General features: G+C 68.2%; 18 protein-coding genes. 13 read left to right on the top strand and 5 right to left on the bottom strand.

Annotation, left to right across the window (positions count from 1 at the left end; all coding sequences use genetic code 11):
• Nucleotides 1-10 precede the first annotated feature (10 nt).
• The gene (locus AC0IXR_RS14420) at nucleotides 11-253 is read right to left on the bottom strand and encodes a hypothetical protein (protein ID WP_471761238.1); all 243 of its coding nucleotides are present in this window, start codon (nucleotides 251-253) and stop codon (nucleotides 11-13) included.
• 382 nt (nucleotides 254-635) lie between these two features.
• On the opposite strand from AC0IXR_RS14420, the gene AC0IXR_RS14425 reads away from it, so the two are divergent.
• Nucleotides 636-1,031, top strand: coding sequence for an MliC family protein (locus AC0IXR_RS14425; protein WP_246747832.1), 396 nt, complete (start codon nucleotides 636-638; stop codon nucleotides 1,029-1,031).
• Nucleotides 1,032-1,545: 514 nt separating this feature from the next.
• On the opposite strand, the gene AC0IXR_RS14430 is transcribed toward AC0IXR_RS14425, so the two are convergent.
• Complete coding sequence (locus AC0IXR_RS14430; RefSeq protein WP_471761240.1) at nucleotides 1,546-3,708, bottom strand: flagellin N-terminal helical domain-containing protein; 2,163 nt, start codon at nucleotides 3,706-3,708, stop codon at nucleotides 1,546-1,548.
• A 242-nt stretch (nucleotides 3,709-3,950) separates the two neighbouring features.
• Between AC0IXR_RS14430 and AC0IXR_RS14435 the strand changes: the two genes are divergently transcribed.
• Entirely contained in the window at nucleotides 3,951-4,364 is a 414-nt protein-coding gene (locus tag AC0IXR_RS14435) for a flagellar biosynthesis repressor FlbT (protein WP_056425938.1), read from the top strand.
• Nucleotides 4,365-4,704: 340 nt separating this feature from the next.
• On the opposite strand, the gene mdoH is transcribed toward AC0IXR_RS14435, so the two are convergent.
• Together mdoH and AC0IXR_RS14445 are read right to left on the bottom strand one after the other, a co-directional pair.
• Entirely contained in the window at nucleotides 4,705-6,855 is a 2,151-nt protein-coding gene (gene mdoH / locus AC0IXR_RS14440) for a glucans biosynthesis glucosyltransferase MdoH (RefSeq protein ID WP_471761241.1), read from the bottom strand.
• Nucleotides 6,843-8,453, bottom strand: a complete 1,611-nt coding sequence (locus AC0IXR_RS14445) for an OpgD/OpgG family glucan biosynthesis protein (protein ID WP_471761242.1) — start codon at nucleotides 8,451-8,453, stop codon at nucleotides 6,843-6,845. Before AC0IXR_RS14445 ends, mdoH begins: the two co-directional genes overlap by 13 nt.
• Before the next feature lie 245 nt (nucleotides 8,454-8,698).
• On the opposite strand from AC0IXR_RS14445, the gene AC0IXR_RS14450 reads away from it, so the two are divergent.
• The 11 genes from AC0IXR_RS14450 (at nucleotide 8,699) to AC0IXR_RS14500 (ending at nucleotide 17,779) form a co-directional block, all read left to right on the top strand.
• The gene (locus tag AC0IXR_RS14450) at nucleotides 8,699-8,935 is read left to right on the top strand and encodes a hypothetical protein (RefSeq protein ID WP_207411253.1); all 237 of its coding nucleotides are present in this window, start codon (nucleotides 8,699-8,701) and stop codon (nucleotides 8,933-8,935) included.
• Nucleotides 8,936-9,086: 151 nt separating this feature from the next.
• Complete coding sequence (gene glmU / locus AC0IXR_RS14455) at nucleotides 9,087-10,493, top strand: bifunctional UDP-N-acetylglucosamine diphosphorylase/glucosamine-1-phosphate N-acetyltransferase GlmU (protein WP_471761243.1); 1,407 nt, start codon at nucleotides 9,087-9,089, stop codon at nucleotides 10,491-10,493.
• Nucleotides 10,494-10,595: 102 nt separating this feature from the next.
• Entirely contained in the window at nucleotides 10,596-10,949 is a 354-nt protein-coding gene (locus tag AC0IXR_RS14460) for a type II toxin-antitoxin system RelE/ParE family toxin (protein ID WP_420604378.1), read from the top strand.
• Between the two features lies 1 nt (nucleotide 10,950).
• On the top strand, nucleotides 10,951-11,271 hold the full coding sequence (locus AC0IXR_RS14465; RefSeq protein ID WP_056425801.1) for an XRE family transcriptional regulator: 321 nt from the start codon (nucleotides 10,951-10,953) through the stop codon (nucleotides 11,269-11,271).
• A gap of 325 nt (nucleotides 11,272-11,596) precedes the next feature.
• Nucleotides 11,597-13,423 carry a glutamine--fructose-6-phosphate transaminase (isomerizing) gene (glmS, locus tag AC0IXR_RS14470; protein ID WP_471761244.1) on the top strand — a complete coding sequence of 609 codons (1,827 nt, stop codon included), beginning with the start codon at nucleotides 11,597-11,599 and terminating at the stop codon, nucleotides 13,421-13,423.
• 189 nt (nucleotides 13,424-13,612) lie between these two features.
• Nucleotides 13,613-14,659, top strand: a complete 1,047-nt coding sequence (locus AC0IXR_RS14475; protein ID WP_420604377.1) for an endonuclease/exonuclease/phosphatase family protein — start codon at nucleotides 13,613-13,615, stop codon at nucleotides 14,657-14,659.
• Between the two features lie 139 nt (nucleotides 14,660-14,798).
• Nucleotides 14,799-15,440 carry a nitrile hydratase subunit alpha gene (gene nthA, locus AC0IXR_RS14480; protein ID WP_420604376.1) on the top strand — a complete coding sequence of 214 codons (642 nt, stop codon included), beginning with the start codon at nucleotides 14,799-14,801 and terminating at the stop codon, nucleotides 15,438-15,440.
• A complete protein-coding gene (nthB, locus tag AC0IXR_RS14485; RefSeq protein WP_471761245.1) occupies nucleotides 15,437-16,105 on the top strand; it encodes a nitrile hydratase subunit beta in 669 nt (222 codons plus the stop codon). Before nthA ends, nthB begins: the two co-directional genes overlap by 4 nt.
• A complete protein-coding gene (locus tag AC0IXR_RS14490; protein WP_471761246.1) occupies nucleotides 16,102-16,437 on the top strand; it encodes a nitrile hydratase accessory protein in 336 nt (111 codons plus the stop codon). Before nthB ends, AC0IXR_RS14490 begins: the two co-directional genes overlap by 4 nt.
• A gap of 222 nt (nucleotides 16,438-16,659) precedes the next feature.
• Nucleotides 16,660-16,857, top strand: a complete 198-nt coding sequence (locus tag AC0IXR_RS14495; RefSeq protein ID WP_056425783.1) for a hypothetical protein — start codon at nucleotides 16,660-16,662, stop codon at nucleotides 16,855-16,857.
• Between the two features lie 118 nt (nucleotides 16,858-16,975).
• Nucleotides 16,976-17,779, top strand: coding sequence for a DUF502 domain-containing protein (locus AC0IXR_RS14500; RefSeq protein ID WP_156467721.1), 804 nt, complete (start codon nucleotides 16,976-16,978; stop codon nucleotides 17,777-17,779).
• A 109-nt stretch (nucleotides 17,780-17,888) separates the two neighbouring features.
• Here the strand turns inward: AC0IXR_RS14500 and AC0IXR_RS14505 are convergent, their stop codons facing one another.
• Nucleotides 17,889-18,221, bottom strand: a complete 333-nt coding sequence (locus AC0IXR_RS14505) for a hypothetical protein (RefSeq protein ID WP_026175920.1) — start codon at nucleotides 18,219-18,221, stop codon at nucleotides 17,889-17,891.
• Nucleotides 18,222-18,465 lie beyond the last annotated feature (244 nt).

Here is an 18,465-nt window from a genome sequence, read left to right on the forward strand (position 1 = left end):
GCCGCCAGCCTCACTGCCGAGGTGCGGGCGTGGGGGTCGGCTGCGTCGGCGCTTGCTGGTTGGGGCCCTGCGGCGCGGGGGCCGGCTGCCGAGGCGCCGTGTCGGGGGCAGCCTGGTCGTCCGACAGCGTCTGGTTCGCCTTGGTCTGCAGCTGATCCGCCGTCTGCTGGTTGATGAGCCCATAGGACACGGCAGCCGCGAGAGCCACGGCGATGACAGCCCCGATGATCGTCTTCGTGAGCTTGCTCTGCATGGACATGCCTCCTGCGGTCGCCCTCACCTGAGGCGTCCTCGAAGGAACAACGGTGATGGCTCGCAGGCTGGTTCCAACTCCGGTGTTTCGTCCCCCTCGAACGGGCGGGCCAGCCACGCCAGAGCGCTCTCAGCCGAAGTGGATGCCGATCGGGAGACCGATACTGACGTTGAGCCGGACGCGGATGGAGAGACGTCGATGGAGGCCCTCCTGGCGGCCCGTGTCGGATCGTCATGGGCGAGGAGCGGAGATCGGGATATCCAGGAGCCCCTGAGCTCCGGCCCATCATCATGATCCCGAGCGGTCGTATGCTTGACGGGACCTCCGGTCGGGCGCGTCCTCAACCCTCCGGCCGATCAGGCTGAACTTGGAGATGCTCTCGATGATGCGCCTTCACACCGTATCGCCGTTTCTCGTTGCCGCCGTCATGGTCGGCGTGTCGATCCAGGCTCACGCAGAGGCCCCCGACAAGACGCTGTCCCGGGCGACCGCCAGCGAGGGGGCAACGACGAAGCGGGTGATCTTCTCGTGCCCGAAGGACGTCTTGCTCACGGTCGAGTTCGTCACCTCCGACCCGGCACAGCCTGCGATCGTCCGGCCTCCCGAAGGGCCGGAGATCACTCTGCCGGCACAGCCTTCGGGCTCAGGGTTTCGCTACGGCGACGACACGCACGAGCTGCGCGGCAAGGGCCAGGAGGTCACGTGGACCGACCAGTCCAAGCACCCCATCGTCTGCACGGAGCAGAAGCCACCCGCGGGTGGGACAGAGCCGAACTGAGCTCCGCTCCGGCGGCCGTTCGGCGGCGGGCCAAAGGCCGAACGAGTGCTGCCGCCTTTGGCCCACCCAACGCCTCGATACGGACAGGGGCAGAGAACGACGAGCGAACGCCTTCGGATCGAAAGACCGAGCCCGGGCAATACTGTCGCTGATCTCGAGGGACTGCGCGGAATGGCCGGAAGCGAATCTGAAGTCCGCTTCCTCAAATTACTCGGTCATCCTTCCAAGCCGTTGCGAAGGCGCGATGGCGTGCCTTCGCCGACGCCTGGGCTGTCGTCCGTCGCTGAACGGGCTCGCTCCCGTCATCCGGCGGCCTTGTCCCCGGCCGCATGCGGGGCAGCGTACCCGTGGCGGCGGCGTGCGGCAGCGAGACCGAACCGCCCTCGTCTGTCGGATCGTGACGGTCGGCCCGGTCATCCCTCGACAATCCCCATCCGGCCGGGGCCGGGACGTGGCGCGAACGAAAACGGCCGGGGTTTCCCCCGGCCGCTTAGTGTCGTGACGGCTGATCCGCTTAGCGGAGGAGCTGCAGGATGCCCTGCTGCGCCGTGTTGGCGAGCGAGAGGGCCGAGATGCCGATCGACTGGCGGGTCGACAGGGCCTGGGAATTGGCGGCTTCCTCGTTGAGGTCCGCGTTCGTCAGGTTGGCCGAGCCGGTGTCGAGGATGTTGATCAGGTTCTTCGAGAAGTCCTGACGGTTCTGGACCACCGAGAGGTTGGAGCCGAAGGTCGAAGCCTGTCCGCGAAGCTGGCTGGTGGCCGCCGTAATGGCCGTCAGCGTCTCGTTGATCTCCGTGTCGGACTGGAAGCCGCCGGTGGAAGCGGTGAGGCCGAGGCCATCCGAGTCGAGCTTGGCGCCCGAGATCGTCAGGCTGGACGAGCCGGTCTCGTTGAAGGTCACCTTCAGGGAGTTCTCGCTGGTATCGTCGCCGCTCCGATAGAGCAGGTTGATGCCGTTGTAGCTCGAATCCTTGGCCTGCTGGGTGATCTGGTTCAGGATTTCGTTGAACTGCTTGGCCAGCGACTGGCGGGTCGTGTTGGTGGAGCCGGTGCTGTCCTTGCCGAAGCCGGAGATCGCCGTCGCGGTGTTGGTGGCCGTGCCGTTGATCGTCGAGGTTTGGGTTCCGAGGCCGATATTGACGTTGTTCGCCACGGTCGCGCCCTGCGCGGCGGTCACGGTGATCTTTTGATCTGAGCCTGCCTTGGTCGAGCTCAAAACCAGCTTGTTGCTGGCATCGAAGCTCGCGGATACGTTGCCAGCCAGGCCTGTATCCGCAGCGATCTGAGTGTTGATCGCAGCCGCGATGCTGTCTCTGCTGGCAAAGGCGGCCGTACCGCCGGCAGCTGTGATCGCGCTCGCATTAAGCGTGATCGTCTTGGCCGGGCCGGAACCGATCTGGATCGAGAACGACCCGTTCTTGGTACCGGAGAGATCGAGGCCGCCGGCGGTCGCGGGCGGTCCACCCGTCGCATCGGCGATCGCGACGGTCCCATTGATGCTGGCCTTGGCCGACCCATCGGTCGCATCCGATCCGGTCGCCGAGAGGCCGGTCGCCGCCGTACCCGTGCCGGCAGTGAACGTGCCGGTGGTATAGGCCGTGTCGTCGCCGAAACCGATGTCGATATTGTTCGCCCCTGTCGCCGAATATTCCTTGCCCTGGACGGTGACGGCCGCGCTCGGGCCGGTGTCTTGGCTCGTGAAGTTGAGCGCGCCGCCGGACACGCTGGCGGTGACGCTCGAACCGGCAGCCTTCAGCTGGACGTTGATGGCATCCGCCACGTCGGCCACGGCTCCAGAGGTGCCGAGGGCGGTTCCGTCCGCCTTCAGGCTGGTCGAGTCAATTGTGACGTCCACGGCGGAGGAGCCGTCGCCGATGGAGAGAGTTGCACCCGTCCCTGCGGCCGTAATGCCCGTGAAAGCGCCACCGAGTACCGTCGCAGCCGTCGGACCACCGGTGGTGGTGTCCTTGCCGTAGCCGATGTCGATCGACGAACCCGCAGAGCCGCGAACGTTCAGCTGTTGCGTCGCACCAGCACTGGCCGTGGAGAAGTTGATGCGGCCATCGGCAGCAACCGAGGCCGAGACCTTCCCTTTGAGAGAGGAGTTCGCGCTGACTTGACTGTTGATGGCCGAGACGACCTGCTGCGCGCTGACCTTCGTCAGGTCGTTGACGCTGCCCTTCAGGGTCGCGGCATCGAGGCGAATGGTCGAATAGCTCTTACCGCCATCGAGCGAGATGTCGACCGAGCCGTCCTTCGCCAGTGAGGAGAAATCCTGCGTGCCGTCCGTATTAGCGGAAAGCGCCTGAAAGGTCTTCGAACCGGACAGGGATGCCGTAGCCGCGGCCGTACCGCTCGACACGGCGCTCTTGTCGGCCAGCGCCTGGTTGGCGGTGGACTTGGCGGAATCGACCAGCTTCTGGATCGAGGTGATGCCCTGGTTGGCGGCCTGGATCGTCTGGACGCCGTTCGAGATGCCGTTGAGGAGCGAGCCGAGATCGCCCGAGCGGCCGGACAGGGCCTGCGAGGTGAAGAAGCTCGTCGGATCGTCGAGGGCCGAGTTGACCTTCTTGCCGGTCGACAGACGGTTCTGGGTCTGGGTCAGGAGGTCGGCGGTGCCCTGCAGCGAGAGCAGGTTCTGGCGCGTTGCCGCGGTAAGCGTGATGCCTGAAGACATGTGGTCCGATCCATTCTGATCTGGAAGCACCCCTTTTTTGGATGCAGCGTCACCAAACCACGAGGACGTTGCGAAGGTCTTAAGGCGAACGGTCAACGAAACATGTGGGAGATCCGCTGCATTCTCCTCATCTTCGCGGCCTCCGGAGCGATGCCGGATCCCGCGAAGCAACCCTCGCCAATGCGGTGACGTCTTGTTAACCGTCCGGACCGATGATCCCGCCCGAGCCCGAAGGACCGGTCATGCCCCTGAAGATCGAACTCAAGCCGTTCGAGCGGTTGCTGATCGGCGGGGCCGCGATCCGCAACGGGTCCCGGCGGTCGAGTTTCGTCATCGAGACGATGACGAAGTTCCTGCGCGAATCCGACATCATCACGGAGAGCGAGGCCGATACGGCCTGCAAGCGCCTCTACCTGACTCTCACGGTGCTCTATCTCTCCGACGACGTGTCGGAGATCGAGAACCTGTTCGTGGCCCAGGCGAGCGAATTGCTCGAGGCGGTACCGACCACGGCTCCCTATGTCCGGGACATCAACGCTCACGTGGCGGCGCGGGACTTCTACCGGGCGATGAAGCGGGGCAAGGACCTCATCCAGTACGAGGCCTCCCTGGCGGACCGTCTCGCCAAGGCACCCGATTCGGGAAGCGCCGACTGACCTTCCGGATCGGCCGCCGAGCGGGCAGGGGGCCGGCATCGGCCGCCCGGATCCGCGGGCTCTCGTGGAAACGAGCTCCGGGCACGGTCGATCCCCCCGTCTCACGCGGGCTACCGGATTCACACATCTGCCCTCGTTGGCAGACCGCGTCCCTCTCTCCCTTGTGGGGAGAGGTTAGGAGTGGGGGTGGTGGCTCCGCCAGCCTCCGAAGGATCAGGGTCGCCCAACCACCCCCACCTCCAACTCCTCCCCACAAGCTCGACGGATCTCGGGCAGGCCCGAGATCCGCTGGGGAGGAGGGCTCGTCAGCGCATCCCGCGACAGGCGTGACGATCGTAGCTCACGCCGGCGCGAGACGGGTGAGGCGGTCGAGGAGGGCGCGGTCGTGGAGGAGGGCCATGCGCTCCTTGGGGCTGAGCCACTCGGCGGCCTCGGCGACGGTCTCGGCCTCCACCACCTTGGCCTGGGCGAGGGCGCGGTCGGTGTCGATCACGCCGCGGGGGCGTTTGGGCATCTCGGGCAGCATCAGGGCATGGGCCTCCGCGAAGCCCGCATCGGCGTGGAGGGCGCGGATCGCATCCGAGTCGTCGAGGCCGACCTCGGCATTGCGGGCGGCGAGCGTGCCGGCGGTAACGGCGATGGCGGGCGGGTCGCGCTCCTCCGGGGTCATCAGCAGGCCGAGGCGCTTGAGGGCGAGGCCCCAGGACAGCTGGCCGCTCGCCCAGGAGATCGGGATCGCCAGGACAAGGCCGAGGATGGTGGGCGACATCCAGAGGAACAGCGAGGTGGCGATGGCGAAGGCGGCGATGCCGGTCACCAGCCCCAGCACCATGTGCCAGCGGTGGCGGCGGACGATGTCGCGCAAGGGTATCGAGCCGTCGTCGCGCCGCTGCGGGTTCCAGCCGGTATCGCGCCCGACCAGGATCTCGAAGACCGAGCCGGATTGGATCAGCATGGCGATGGGGGCGATGAGCGCGGAGAGGATCGTCTCGATCAGGCTCGACAGGACGAGGCGGATGGCGCCGCCCGAGGCCCGGCGCACCGGCCCGTCGATGAGGGCGAGGATCAGCCCCAGGAGCTTCGGCGCCAGCAGGATGCCCATGGTGAGCCCGAACAGCTGGAGCGCGCGCACGGGGTCGAAGCGCGGCCAGACCGGGTAGAGCCCGAATTCGGAGGTAAAGTATTCCGGCCGCACATAGGCGGTCTGGAGCACCAGGGCGATACCGACCACGAGCTGGCCGAGCCAGAGCGGTGAGGCGACGTAGCCGGCGATGCCGGTGGCGAAATGCTGGCGCGAAGCCAGCGTCAGGCCCGCCGCCCCGATGACGCGGCTGTGCTGGAGGTTGCCTTGCGCCCAGCGCCGGTCGCGCACCGCGACGTCGATGAGGGAGGGCGGGCTCTCCTCGTAGGAGCCGGGCAGGGCGGGCAGCATGGTCACGCTCCAGCCGGCCCGCCGGATTAGCGCCGCCTCGACGAAATCGTGGCTGAGGATGTGGCCGCCGAAGGGTGGTTTGCCCTTGAGATCGGGCAGGCCGCAGGCCTCCGCGAAGGCGCGGGTGCGGATGATGGCGTTGTGGCCCCAGTAATTGCCGTCGCGGCCCGACCAGACCGACAGGCCCGTGGCAATGACCGGGCCGTAGATGCGGGCGGCGAATTGCTGGACGCGGGCGAACAGGGTGTTGCGGTTGATGATGAGCGGCAGCGACTGGATGATGCCGGAATCCGGGTCCGCCTCCATGGCGGCGGCGAGATGGACCACGCAGGGTCCGGTCATCAGGCTGTCGGCGTCGAGCACCAGCATGTGGTCGTAGGCCCCGCCCCAGCGCGAGACGAAGTCGCCGATATTGCCGGCCTTGCGGTGATGGTTCTTCGCCCGGTGCCGGTAATAGAGCCGCGCATCCTCGCCCCAGCGCGCGCGCAGATCGAGGAAGGCGCGCTCCTCCGCGATCCAGGCATCGCCCACCGTCGAGTCCGACAGGACGAAATAGTCGAACGCCTCGCCGAGGCCGGTGGCGTCGATCTCCGCCCGCATGGCTTCCACGGCCGCGAAGGTGCGGGCGGTGGCCTCGTTGTAGACCGGCATGACGATGGCGGTCTTCGTGGCGAGCCGGGTCGGGGGAAGCGGCGCCTTCGGCCGGCGCAGGAGGGTGGCGAAGCCCAGGATCGCGCTCATGAAGGAGAGGGCGATCCAGGAGAAGTTCAGGGTGAAGAGCACGAGCAGCACATATTGCAGCGCCGTCGTTCCGCCCGAGACGGCCACGACCTCGTACATCTCCAGGGCGCCATAGGCGGTGAGCAGCGCCGCCCCGCCGAAGACGAAGGCGCGGGCGGCCCAGGGCCGTCGCGCGGGCTTGGCCGGACGGTGCCCAGATGCGGGGTCCCAGCGGTCGAGCGCCTGCACCGGCATGGGCAGCGGGGCTTCGGGCGGCATCGCGGGCCGGAAGGAAGCCGGGGCGGTGGGGGGAAGCGCGTGCGTGTTCAGGGTGTCCACCGGTAGAGCCAGGTTTCGGTGACGGAGGCCTCCCCGCGCTTGAGCACGAGGCGCAGTTCGCAGGACTTCCCGCCGCCCGTGTCGAGCTCGAAGGAGACCCGCACCGTCTTACGGTCGGGATAGCGATAGAGGGTCGGGGCCGCCACCGTGCCGGGCGAGGTCAGGAGCGTCGGCTGCAGGTCGGGATCGGCGAACAGGATGTCACCGGTGAAATCCACCAGGAAGAGGCGGCGGTTGCTCCCCGGCGCCTTGCCGCTGCGGGTGCCGGAGACGAGCGCCACGGGCGGCGCCTCCGGCGGCTGCCAGCACCAGTGCTGGCGATAGCTGAACGCATGCTCGGTGCCCGCCGCCAGCGTCGCCTTCGGCCGCCAATAGGCCAGGATGTTTTCGTTGAACTCGGAATCGCTCGGGATTTCGAGGAGCGTCACCGCGCCCGGCCCCCAATTGCCGAACGGTTCGAGCCAGAGCGACGGGCGCCACTCCCAATGCTGCACGTCGTCCTCGAAATCGGCGTAGCTGCGCGCCCGCTGCATCAGGCCGAACCCTTTGGGGTTCTCGTCGACGAAGGACGAGACCTGCAGCGTCTCCGGGTTGCGCGCGGGACGCCAGATCGCCTCATTGGCACCGGTGCGGATCTGCAGGCCGGTGGAGGCATAGGCGCCGGCGCGGGCATCGTCGGCACCGCGCCGGTCGTAGGGGCCGAAGAGGTAGCTCGTGGTCATGCCGCCGAGACCGAGATGGTCGATGGCCGCGCGCGCGAACACCGTACCCTCCACATCGCAGAGCGAATCGCCGCCGGGCCTCAGGCTCATTCTCAGGGCGGCGGTGGCCGAGGGGGAATCGACGAGGCAATGCAGCACCAGCGGGCCGCCGGGGCCCGGCCGCTCGACCCAGATGGCGCGGAGTTCGGGGAACTCCTCGCCGCGTGAATCGGCGGGGCGCAGGGTGAGGGCGCGCGCGGTGACGCCGAACCCCTGGCCGGTGGCGACGAGGCGAAAGAACGACGCCCCCTGGAAGGTGGCGAAATCGGTGAGTTCGCCGCCATCGAACCGGGCTCGGATGCGCAGGCCCGAATAGCCGGGATCGTCCTTGAACTCAGGCAGGGCGATGCCCTCCGCCTCGAACCGGGCGCGGTCGTAGGCCAGCGGCCGCACCGTGCCGTCCTCCACCAGGGCCAGGGCCACGCGGCCGGTGAAGACCGAGCCGCGATGCAGGGGCTCGAGGGTGAAGCCGAAGGCCTCGTTCGCCCAGATCGCGCTGCCCGGCACGGTCCGGATGGCGTTGTACTGCTCGCGGTTGAGCCCGGTCAGGGCGCCGGGCAGGTCGTCGGTGCGGGGGGCGGCATAGGGGCGTTTGGCAAGCTCGCGGGCGAGGTCGGGCACCGTATGGCCGAGGAACGGCGCGCCCTCGGCGGGGAGGGCGGGGGCATCGTCCGCCCAGGCGGTCGAGGCGGTGCCGGGGAGGGAGAGAGCCAGCGCGGCGGCGCTCGCCTGCAAGAAAAGCTCCCGGCGGCTCCGGTCCTGCGGTCCCGTCACCACGGGATCATCGGAGGAGGGTTCTGTCACGGCGCGGCGAAGTCCCGGAATCGTCGGCGTCATTGGACCTGTAATGTCGGCGCGGGAAGGCGCGGGGTGCGATGCAGTATGTCCCGGCTTTACCACGGCACGGCCCGAACCCAACCTTAAGCCGGAAGGAACCGAAACCGTTCACGGAAACGCGGATTTTCCGACAGGCGAGCAGTTCGGACGGGAGCGGGCGGCGAGGGGCGAGAGGGTCCCGGACTGGCCGAATGGCCGCGCTTGTGACAGATTCCAGGGGTCGTTCACCTCTTACGAGGCACCTCATGGCGCTCATCCCATGCCCTGCCTGCTCGCGACAGGTCTCCGCGCAAGCCGTGGCCTGTCCGGGATGCGGCCACCCCGGTGACGCCGCCTCCCCGGCGGGAGGCGGTGTGACGCGCATGCTGGGAACCGTCGCCGGCACCTATATCTCCTCCACCACCCTGGCGAGCCTGGTCCTGGGGGTCGTCATGTTCGTGTGCCTGGCCGCGGTGCTGATCACCCTGATCCTCAAGAGCTGATGCAAGAGCTGATGACTCGGACGGTTCGGACCGGATCTGCGTCCGCGCCCCCGGCTCGCCGGCCGCGCAGGCTTGCTACCCGACAAGCCACGCAGTAGCGCAGCCGGATAGGACGCGAGCCGGCCCCCGGCCCGACAGCGGCGGAGCGACGATGACGGCGCAGACCCCCCATTCGACCGAGCCCGCCAGGACGGGCGGACGCAGCCTCACGGCCATCGTTCTCGCCGCCGGCAAGGGCACGCGGATGCGGTCCGACCTGCCCAAGGTGCTGCACGCGGTGGCCGGGCGGACCATGCTCGGCCATGTTCTCGCCGCCGCAAGCGAGGCCGGGGCGACCCGCATCGCCGTGGTGGTCGAGCCGGGGCAGGAGGCGGTGGCGGCCGAGATCGCGCGGGCCGCACCCGGAGCCTCGGTCCATCCGCAGGTGGAGCGCCTCGGCACCGCCCATGCGGTTCTGGCCGCCCGCGAGGCCCTGGAGGCGGGCTCCGACGACGTGGTGATCGCGTTCGGCGACACCCCCCTCGTCACGGGGGCCACCCTCACCCGCCTGCGCGCGCCCCTGGCCGATGGGGCGACGGTGGCGGTGCTGGCTTTCACGGCGGAGAATCCCACCGGCTACGGACGGGTGCTGACGGAGGGCGGGCGGGTGCTCGCCATCCGCGAGGAGAAGGATGCGAGCGCAGAGGAACGCGCCGTCACCCTGTGCAATGCCGGCCTGATGGCGCTCTCCGGCCCCCATGCCCTCGCCCTGCTCACGCGGATCGGCAACGCCAACGCGGCGGGCGAGTACTACCTGCCGGACGCGGTCGCCCTTGCCGTGGACGACGGGCTCGCCGTGGCGGTGGTGCCCGTGGACGAGGCCGAGGCGCAGGGCGTCAACGACCGGGTCCAGCTCAGCGTCGCCGAGGCGACGATCCAGGCGCGGCTGCGCCGCGCGGCCCAGATCGGCGGGGCCACGCTGGTGGCGCCGGAAACGGTTTTTCTGAGTGTGGACACGGTGTTGGGCCGGGACGTTCTCGTGGAACCTCATGTGGTGTTCGGCCCCCACGTGACGGTCGGCGACCGTTGCGTGATTCATGCCTTCTCGCATCTCGAAGGCGCGACCCTGGCAGAGGGCGTCAGCATCGGCCCCTATGCGAGGCTTCGCCCCGGCGCGGTGCTGGAGACCGGCTCGCGTATCGGCAATTTCGTCGAGATGAAGAACGCCCGCCTCGGCGAGGGCGCCAAGGCCAACCACCTGACCTATCTCGGCGATGCCGAGATCGGGCCGGGCGCGAATGTCGGGGCCGGCACCATCACCTGCAATTACGACGGGGTGAACAAGCACCGGACCGAGATCGGGGCCGGGGCCTTCATCGGCTCGAACACCGCCCTGGTGGCGCCCGTGAGCGTCGGGGCCGGCGCCATCGTCGGCGCGGGCTCGGTCATTACGCATTCGGTGCCGGCCGATGCCCTCGCCATCGCCCGTAGCCGCCAACGCATCATCGAGGGTATGGCCAGTGGGATGCGGGCGGCACTGCAGGCGATGAAGGCCGCCAAGCGATCCTCGGGACTCTGAGGACGACTCCGCTCCGTCGCCGGTGCCTGCACGAGGCGCTGAACTGAAGCTGGCTTCATCGCATAATCTGGCTTTTCCATAACCTGGAGGTTATAGTTCCAGATGTCCTGGACCGTGGTGCTGCACGATGCATTCGATCCTGAATACGAAGCGTTGCCTGGGCCGGTCCAAGACACGATTGCAGCCTTATCGCTGCTTCTCATGGAGTACGGACCTGCGCTCGGGCGCCCGCATGTCGACACGCTTTCGGGGTCCCGGCATGCCAATATGAAGGAATTGCGGTTCCGGGCCGAGGATGGAGTATGGCGGGTCGCCTTCGCCTTCGATCCGGAGCGGCAAGCCATCCTCCTGATCGCGGGTGACAAGGCCGGGGTGGCGCAAAAGCGTTTCTATAAGGGACTCATCGCCAGGGCGGACGATCGGTTCGAGGACCACCTGGCAGCGCGGGAGCGATAGAATGGCACGGACGATGGAACAGGTGATCGCCGCAATGCCGCCCGACCGTCATGCGCGAATTCAGGCTCGCGCCGACGAGATGAAGGCCGAGATCGACGGGCTCAAGGCGCTGCGTCTGCTCGCTGACCGCAGTCAGGAAGACATCGCACGGGAGCTGGGCATCACGCAGCCCGCCGTTCTCAAGATGGAGCGTCAGACCGACCTCTACCTCTCGACGCTGCGTCGGTTCGTGGAAGCGGCGGGAGGCAAGCTGGAACTGCGTGTGGAGTTGCCCGGCAAAGGCGTGATTCACCTCACGAGCATGGGCGAGCTCGCGCCCTGACCGTCCATGACGCTGACCGGCATCGCTTTGCAACAAGACATCCGGCGCATGCTGCACCTGCAGAACGCCTCACCAGAATCATAAACCTCTTTTTTATCATGACTTTGTCTTACATTCTTGATGGTGAGAATGAGGATAGGCCATGCCGCCCAAGCGGCACAGTGACGGGATGGCTGGCGGCGAGGCGTCCCGATCCGATACAAGGCGGTTCTGGAAGGTGTGGGCCACGCCTTGCGTGGCCGCCGCCACGATCCCGGTCCGGGACTACCGGAGGCACGAGCCTTCCGCTCCCCGGCCAAGCCCACTCGTATGAGAAGTAGCGACCATGTGTGGAATCGTTGGCATCGTCGGGCATGAGGCGGTGGCGGGACAGGTGGTCGAAGCCCTGCGCCGCCTCGAATATCGCGGCTACGATTCGGCCGGCGTCGCCACCCTGGCCAATGGCCGGCTGGATCGCCGCCGCGCCGAGGGCAAGCTCTCCAACCTCGAACTCAGGCTGCGCGACGAGCCGCTGCCCGGCGCCATCGGCATCGGCCATACCCGCTGGGCCACCCATGGCCGGCCGAACGAGACCAATGCCCACCCCCATGCCACGGCGCGGCTGGCCGTCGTCCATAACGGCATCATCGAGAATTTCCGCGAGCTGAAGGCCGAGTTGCAGGCCAGCGGCGTGCGCTTCGAGAGCGAGACCGACACGGAGGTCGTGGCCCAGCTCGTCAGCGCCGAGATGGACAAGGGCCTGGGCCCGGTGGAGGCCGTGGCCGCCGCCCTGCCGCGCCTGCGCGGTGCCTTCGCCCTCGGCTTCATCTTCACCGGCTACGACGATCTCCTCATCGGCGCCCGCCACGGTGCGCCCCTGGCCATCGGCTTCGGCGATGGCGAGACCTATCTGGGCTCGGACGCCCTCGCGCTCGCCCCCTTCACCGAGGAGATCACCTATCTGGAGGAGGGCGACTGGGCGGTGCTGACCCGCGAGGGCGCCGCGATCCGCGACATTGACGGCATCCCGGTCTCGCGCCAGCGCCAGCGCATCGTCGCCCAGGCCTACCGGGTCGAGAAGGGCAATCACCGCCACTTCATGGCCAAGGAAATCCACGAGCAGCCCGAGGTGGTGGGCCGCACGCTGGCCCATTACGTCGATCTCGCCAATGGCCGGGTCGCCCTGCCCGAGGCGCTGCCGTTCGATTTCAAGGACCTCTCGCGGCTCTCGATCACCGCCTGCGGCACCGCCTATTATGCCGGGCTGGTGGCGAAATACTGGTTCGAATCCCTGGCGCGGCTGCCCGTGGAGATCGACGTCGCCTCCGAGGCGCGCTACCGCGAGCCGCCCCTCGATAAGGCCGGCCTGACCCTCGTCATCTCGCAATCGGGCGAGACCGCCGACACCCTGGCCTCCCTGCGCTACGCCAAGAGCCAAGGGCAGCACACCCTGGCGGTGGTCAACGTGCCGACCTCCACCATCGCCCGCGAGGCCTCGGCCGTGGTGCCGACGCTCGCCGGCCCCGAGATCGGCGTGGCCTCCACCAAGGCCTTCTCCTGCCAGCTCACGGTGCTCCTGTGCCTCGCCATCGCGGCAGGCCGGGCGCGGGGCACCCTGAGCGCCGAGCGCGAGCGCGAACTCGTCGACGCGCTCATCACCGTGCCGGGCCTGATGGCGGACGCGACCAAGCTGGAAGGCGAGATCGAGCTCCTCGCCCGTGAGGTCTCGAAGGCCCGCGACGTGCTCTATCTCGGCCGCGGCACGAGCTACCCGATGGCGATGGAAGGCGCGCTGAAGCTCAAGGAGATCAGCTACATCCACGCCGAGGGCTACGCCGCCGGCGAGCTCAAGCACGGCCCCATCGCCCTCATCGACGAGAGCGTGCCGGTCATCGTCATCGCGCCGCACGACGCGATTTTCGAGAAGACGGTGTCGAACATGCAGGAGGTCGCGGCGCGCGGCGGCCGCATCATCCTCATCGGCGACGCCAAGGGCGCGGCGGCGGCCGGCCTCGACACCATGGCGACGGTGACCATGCCCGACCTCGACCCGGTCGTGTCTCCCATCGTCTACGCCGTGCCGATCCAGCTCATCGCCTACCACACGGCCGTTTTCATGGGCAAAGACGTGGACCAGCCGCGCAACCTCGCCAAATCCGTGACGGTGGAATAGGCCGGAACCGCCACCGGAATCCGTCGATTGTCAGGCGCCCCTCGAAACCGGGTCGCGTGGCGGTCGAAGCGGGGGTCGCATGGCGGTCATACGGGGTCGCATGGCGGTCGCGCGAGACGACGCGGCATGGCCCATTGAATGGCCCGGTTGGGCGGCTCCCTGACGGGCGCACGGCGGCGGAGACCAGGTTTGACGTATCTCACGCTCGCCCTGCAGGGCATCGCCGGTCTGCTGGTGGCAGCGACGGTGCTGCCCCTGATCGAGACCAATCTCGGCTTCGTCCGCAGCCTGGACTTCCCCCGGCTCCAGATCGCGGTGGCGCTGGCGGCCTGCCTCGCCGGCCTTCTTCTGGTCTCCAGGGACACGACCTCCCTCATCCTCGCCATCGCCATGGCGGCGGCTTTGGTCATGCAGGTCCGCTACATCCTGCCCTTCACGCCGCTCGCCGCCACCCAGGCGAAGGCGGCCACGGCCTGCGAGCCGGGAGACCGGCTCAGCCTCGTGGTGCTCAACGTATTGCAGACGAACAGGAATTACGGCGCGGCCCTCGATCTCGTCACGCGTCGCTCGCCCGATCTCGTCCTGCTGCTGGAGACCGATTCCGCCTGGCAGGAGGCCATGTCCCCATTGCGCGCGCTCTACCCGAACCGGGTCGAGCAGCCGCAGGACAACACCTACGGCCTATTGTTCTATTCGCGCCTTCCCCTGCGCGGCCCCGAAATCCGCTTCCTGCTCCAGGACGACGTGCCGTCGCTGCGCACGCAGGTGGTGCTGCCGGACGGCGAGGCGGTGAGGCTCTATGGCCTGCATCCGCGCCCCCCGCATCCCGGCCATAGCAGCGCGCCGCGCGACGCCGAACTGGTGATCGTCGCCCGTGAAGTGGCGGAAGCGCCGGGTCCGACCATCGTCGCCGGCGATCTCAACGACGTGGCCTGGTCCCGCACGACCCAATTGTTCCAGAGTATCAGCGGCTTGCTCGATCCGCGCCGGGGCCGCGGCCTGTTCGCGACCTTCCACGCGCAGTGGCCTGTGATGCGCTGGCCCCTCGACCATGTCTTCTTCAGCGAGCACTTCCTGCTCGGCCACATGGAACGGCTGCCCGGCGTCGGCTCGGACCATTTCCCGATCACGGTCAGCCTCTGCGCCGCGCCGCAGGCCCCCGCCCGGCAGGAGAAGCCCGAGGCCACCGCGGAGGATCACCGCGATGCCCAGGAGGCCATCGAAGCCGTGCGTTGACGAACTGCGAAGTGGTGTCGACACAGTGCCTCTCCGGTATCAGACTGGGCCTCGCACAATGCCCGGCGCGCCCCGTGCTTGCCCGCCTCCGGGCCGGACAACCAACTTGAAAGCCGTTCCGGGCACAGGACGAGACGCCATGGCGCACGATCACGACCATCACCATGACCATCCGGACCACGCGCATGGCAGCAGCCTCACCCCCATCGAGGCGCGGGTGAGGGCGCTGGAATCGCTGCTTCTCGAGAAGGGCTACGTGGAGGCGGACGCACTCGATGCGCTCGTCGAAATGTACGAGACCCGCATCGGCCCCCATAACGGCGCCCGCGTCGTCGCCCGCGCCTGGACCGATCCGGCCTATCGCGACCGGCTCCTCGCCGACGGGACCCCGGCCATCGCGGAACTCGGCATCGGGGGGCGCGGGGGCGAGCATATGGTGGTGGTCGAGAACACGGCCGACAGCCACAACCTCGTCGTCTGCACCCTGTGTTCCTGCTATCCCTGGCCGGTGCTCGGGCTGCCGCCGGTCTGGTACAAGGCACCGCCCTACCGCGCCCGCGCCGTCCTCGACCCGCGCGGCGTCCTGGCCGAGTTCGGCCTCACCCTTCCCGAGGCGACCCGCATCACCGTGTGGGATTCCACCGCCGAGACCCGTTTCATGGTCCTGCCCCTGCGGCCCGCCGGCACCGAATCCCTCAACGAGGCCGAGCTCGCCGCCCTGGTCACGCGCGATTCCATGATCGGCACCGGGCTGCCGCTCACCCCGGAGGCCGGCCGATGAACGGAGCACAGGATCTCGGCGGGGCCCACGGATTCGGCACCGTCATGCCGGAGGCGAACGAGCCGGTTTTTCATGCGGAATGGGAACGGCGCGTCTTCGCCCTGGCTCTGGCGGTGGGCTATACCGGTACCTGGACCCTGGATGGCAGCCGCGCCGCGCGGGAATCGCTGCCCCCGGCGGAGTACCTGTTGTCGAGCTATTACGAGATCTGGCTCGCTGCCCTCGAAGCGCAGGTCGTCGCCCATGGCCTTGCCACGCAAGAAGAAATCGCCGCGGGCGCCAGCGCCGGGCCGGCGAGCCCGGTGAAACGGGTGCTGCGTGCCGAGGAGATCCCACCACGCTTTTCGGCGGGATTTCCCAGCGACCGGCCGCCGGATGCGCCGGCCTTATATGCGGTACGCGACCCCGTCTTGACCCGCAACGACCACCCCATTGGCCACACCCGCCTGCCGCGTTACGTCCGGGGCCGGCGTGGCGTCATCGAGCGGGTCCACGGCGCCTTCGTCCTGCCCGATGCCAGCGCGCAGGGCCGGGAGGCCCCGCCGCAATGGCTCTACACGGTGGGGTTCGAGGCCACCGAACTATGGGGGGCGAGCGCCGACCCGGGCGGGCGCGTCACCGTGGCCGCCTTCGAGGGGTATCTCCTGCCGGGAGCGGCGTCATGAGCCCGATTTGCCGGCCCGACGATCCGGGACCGTTCGCAGAACCGTGGGAGGCGCAGGTCTTCGCCCTGGTGGTCGCCCTGCAGGAGCGGGGCCTGTTCACGCAGGAGGAGTGGGCGCACGCCCTCGGACGCAGCATCCGCCCGGAAGGCGGGCCGGAGGCGGCCGCCGATTACGGACGCTGGCTCGCGACTCTGGAAGCCCTGCTCGCCGAACGCGGTGTCACCGATTCCGCGAGCGTCCAGGCCCGCAGCGACGCCTTCCTGCGTGCCGCCGCCGCGACCCCGCACGGCGAACCGATCCGGCAGGCCAACGACCCGCATCCGTCGCCCTGAGGACACCCCACCCCCAAACGGGGCAGGGCGACCGCCATGACATGCCGCCGCCGGCAGGGCAAAGTTCTGAACTTCCTGCGTTTCTGGATCCCGGGCTCCGCTACGCGGCCACGGGGTGCAGGCACAGGATTTCCGCGCCTTCGCGTCACGTCATGGATCTGGCACAACCGGCGCCGGCGAGGCATCCTGCCACTTCCCTCCCCGACGAGAACGGACACGACCATGGCAACGCCGCGCGACCTCAAGGTCCAGATGGCCGGCGAGACCCGCGCACGCGAACGGGCCCAAGCCCTGGCCTCGGCCAGCGCCACCCGGGCACAGCGCGCCGAACTCGCCCTCAAGGAGGCGCTCGCGGAACGGGATGCCTGGAAGGAGAGGGCGCTGGCGGCGGAGGCGGCGCTCGGCGAAACCAAGCCGTGATCCACGCCTGCGCTCGTCCGGCCAGGGGCGTGGCTTCCTCGCGCTTGAGGTGACACGCCCGACCCGCTAACCCTTGTCATGCAGGCTGAAGACCAGCCTCCCACGAGACAGGCCGCCCGTGCGCGAAACGCTCACCCCGTTGCCGGAACCAGACCCTGCCGTCGCACGGCCGCCGCCTCGGGTGAGCAAGAAGAGCCGCCTGCGGACCTACTTCCTCACCGGCATCATCGTCGCCGGGCCGTTGGCGATCACCATCTACATCACGTGGTGGTTCATCAGCCTCATCGACGGCTGGGTGAAGCCCCTGGTGCCGGCGAGCTATCTGCCGGACCATTATCTGCCCTTCTCGCTTCCGGGCATCGGCCTCGTCATCGCCTTCGTCGCGGTGACGCTGCTCGGCTTCCTCACCGCCAACCTCGTCGGCCGCAGCGTGGTGGAGTTCGGGGAGGTGCTGCTCGCACGCACCCCGGTGATCTCGGGCCTCTACAAGGGCCTGCGGCAGATCTTCGAGACGCTGTTCTCGGCCAACGGCACGTCGTTCCGCACCGTCGGCCTGGTCGAATTCCCGGTGAAGGGAACGTGGTCGGTGGTGTTCGTCTCGGCGCCGGCCGGACCGGACGTGCAAACGGCGCTCGGCGAGGAGAACGACCATGTGGGCGTGTTCCTACCCTGCGCGCCCAACCCCACGACGGGCTTCTTCTTCTACCTGCCACGGGCCGATATCATCGAAGTGCCCATGAGCATCGACGACGCAGCCAAGCTGGTGATGTCGGCGGGGGTGATCCAGCCGGAAGATCCGCAGGTCAGGCTGCAGGCCATGGCGGCATCGATCCGCGCGGCTCAGAACGGGCAGGCGGCCGGGCCGGAGGCGGTGCTCGAAGCCTCGTCCCGTCGCCAGGAGAAGCTCATCAGCACGGAGTGAAAAGCTCGCCCTCGCAGGGCTGCCGGTCCAAGTCTCTGGGCCGGTACATGACCCGACGCACACCTCCCGAAAAGCGAACCCGCCTTTCGGGAGCCTCGCTGGAACGCGCCTAGTTGTGAACCGTCATCGAGGCCTTCTCGATGGGCAGCGTCGGCGGCGAGGCATCGGCGACATGGCTGTTGGCGTGCGGGGCAATTGTGGAACCACCCCAGCCCATGGCGATCTGGGCGGTGACGGCCACCAAAAGCAGGACCATCAGCGCATTCGCGGCGATCTGGAAGGGGCGGGCGGATTGACGAACCGCGAGGAGGACATCGTCCGTTGTCTTCAGCGCGGGCTCCTTGCCATCCGAGATCGGAAGCAGCCACGGCTCGCTCGGAAGGGCGTGGACGCTCCCCATTTCGTGGGCACCCGGTAGGTTTTGGAACAGTCCGGCAGACATATCCATCCTCCTGAATTCGTTGTGGCAGCCCAGTCTGGCGGGCTGTTCGTTCATGTTCAGTTAAGAGGAGAATACGTTCATTTCAAGTTCAGGAAGTCCGTGCGGCACCGCACAACGGCTCGGGAAACGAGATCCGGAAATCAGCTTAGTCTTTGAAAAACAAGCTTTTTCAGGCACCATGTGGCTGCGGTGCCATGGTTCTCGAAGCTGAACTGCGCAGACGTCATCGGTGGTCGATTCGTCG

Source organism: Methylobacterium sp. AC832 (assembly GCF_979256025.1).

Coding starts and splice junctions, on each gene's coding strand:
- AC0IXR_RS14420 (WP_471761238.1), bottom strand. CDS start 253: ATGCAGAGCAAGCTCACGAAGACGATCATCGGGGCTGTCATCGCCGTG.
- AC0IXR_RS14445 (WP_471761242.1), bottom strand. CDS start 8,453: ATGACGCCGACGATTCCGGGACTTCGCCGCGCCGTGACAGAACCCTCC.
- AC0IXR_RS14450 (WP_207411253.1), top strand. CDS start 8,699: ATGGCGCTCATCCCATGCCCTGCCTGCTCGCGACAGGTCTCCGCGCAA.
- AC0IXR_RS14430 (WP_471761240.1), bottom strand. CDS start 3,708: ATGTCTTCAGGCATCACGCTTACCGCGGCAACGCGCCAGAACCTGCTC.
- glmU (WP_471761243.1), top strand. CDS start 9,087: ATGACGGCGCAGACCCCCCATTCGACCGAGCCCGCCAGGACGGGCGGA.
- nthA (WP_420604376.1), top strand. CDS start 14,799: ATGGCGCACGATCACGACCATCACCATGACCATCCGGACCACGCGCAT.
- AC0IXR_RS14435 (WP_056425938.1), top strand. CDS start 3,951: ATGCCCCTGAAGATCGAACTCAAGCCGTTCGAGCGGTTGCTGATCGGC.
- AC0IXR_RS14505 (WP_026175920.1), bottom strand. CDS start 18,221: ATGTCTGCCGGACTGTTCCAAAACCTACCGGGTGCCCACGAAATGGGG.
- AC0IXR_RS14490 (WP_471761246.1), top strand. CDS start 16,102: ATGAGCCCGATTTGCCGGCCCGACGATCCGGGACCGTTCGCAGAACCG.
- glmS (WP_471761244.1), top strand. CDS start 11,597: ATGTGTGGAATCGTTGGCATCGTCGGGCATGAGGCGGTGGCGGGACAG.
- AC0IXR_RS14460 (WP_420604378.1), top strand. CDS start 10,596: ATGTCCTGGACCGTGGTGCTGCACGATGCATTCGATCCTGAATACGAA.
- nthB (WP_471761245.1), top strand. CDS start 15,437: ATGAACGGAGCACAGGATCTCGGCGGGGCCCACGGATTCGGCACCGTC.
- AC0IXR_RS14425 (WP_246747832.1), top strand. CDS start 636: ATGATGCGCCTTCACACCGTATCGCCGTTTCTCGTTGCCGCCGTCATG.
- AC0IXR_RS14495 (WP_056425783.1), top strand. CDS start 16,660: ATGGCAACGCCGCGCGACCTCAAGGTCCAGATGGCCGGCGAGACCCGC.
- AC0IXR_RS14465 (WP_056425801.1), top strand. CDS start 10,951: ATGGCACGGACGATGGAACAGGTGATCGCCGCAATGCCGCCCGACCGT.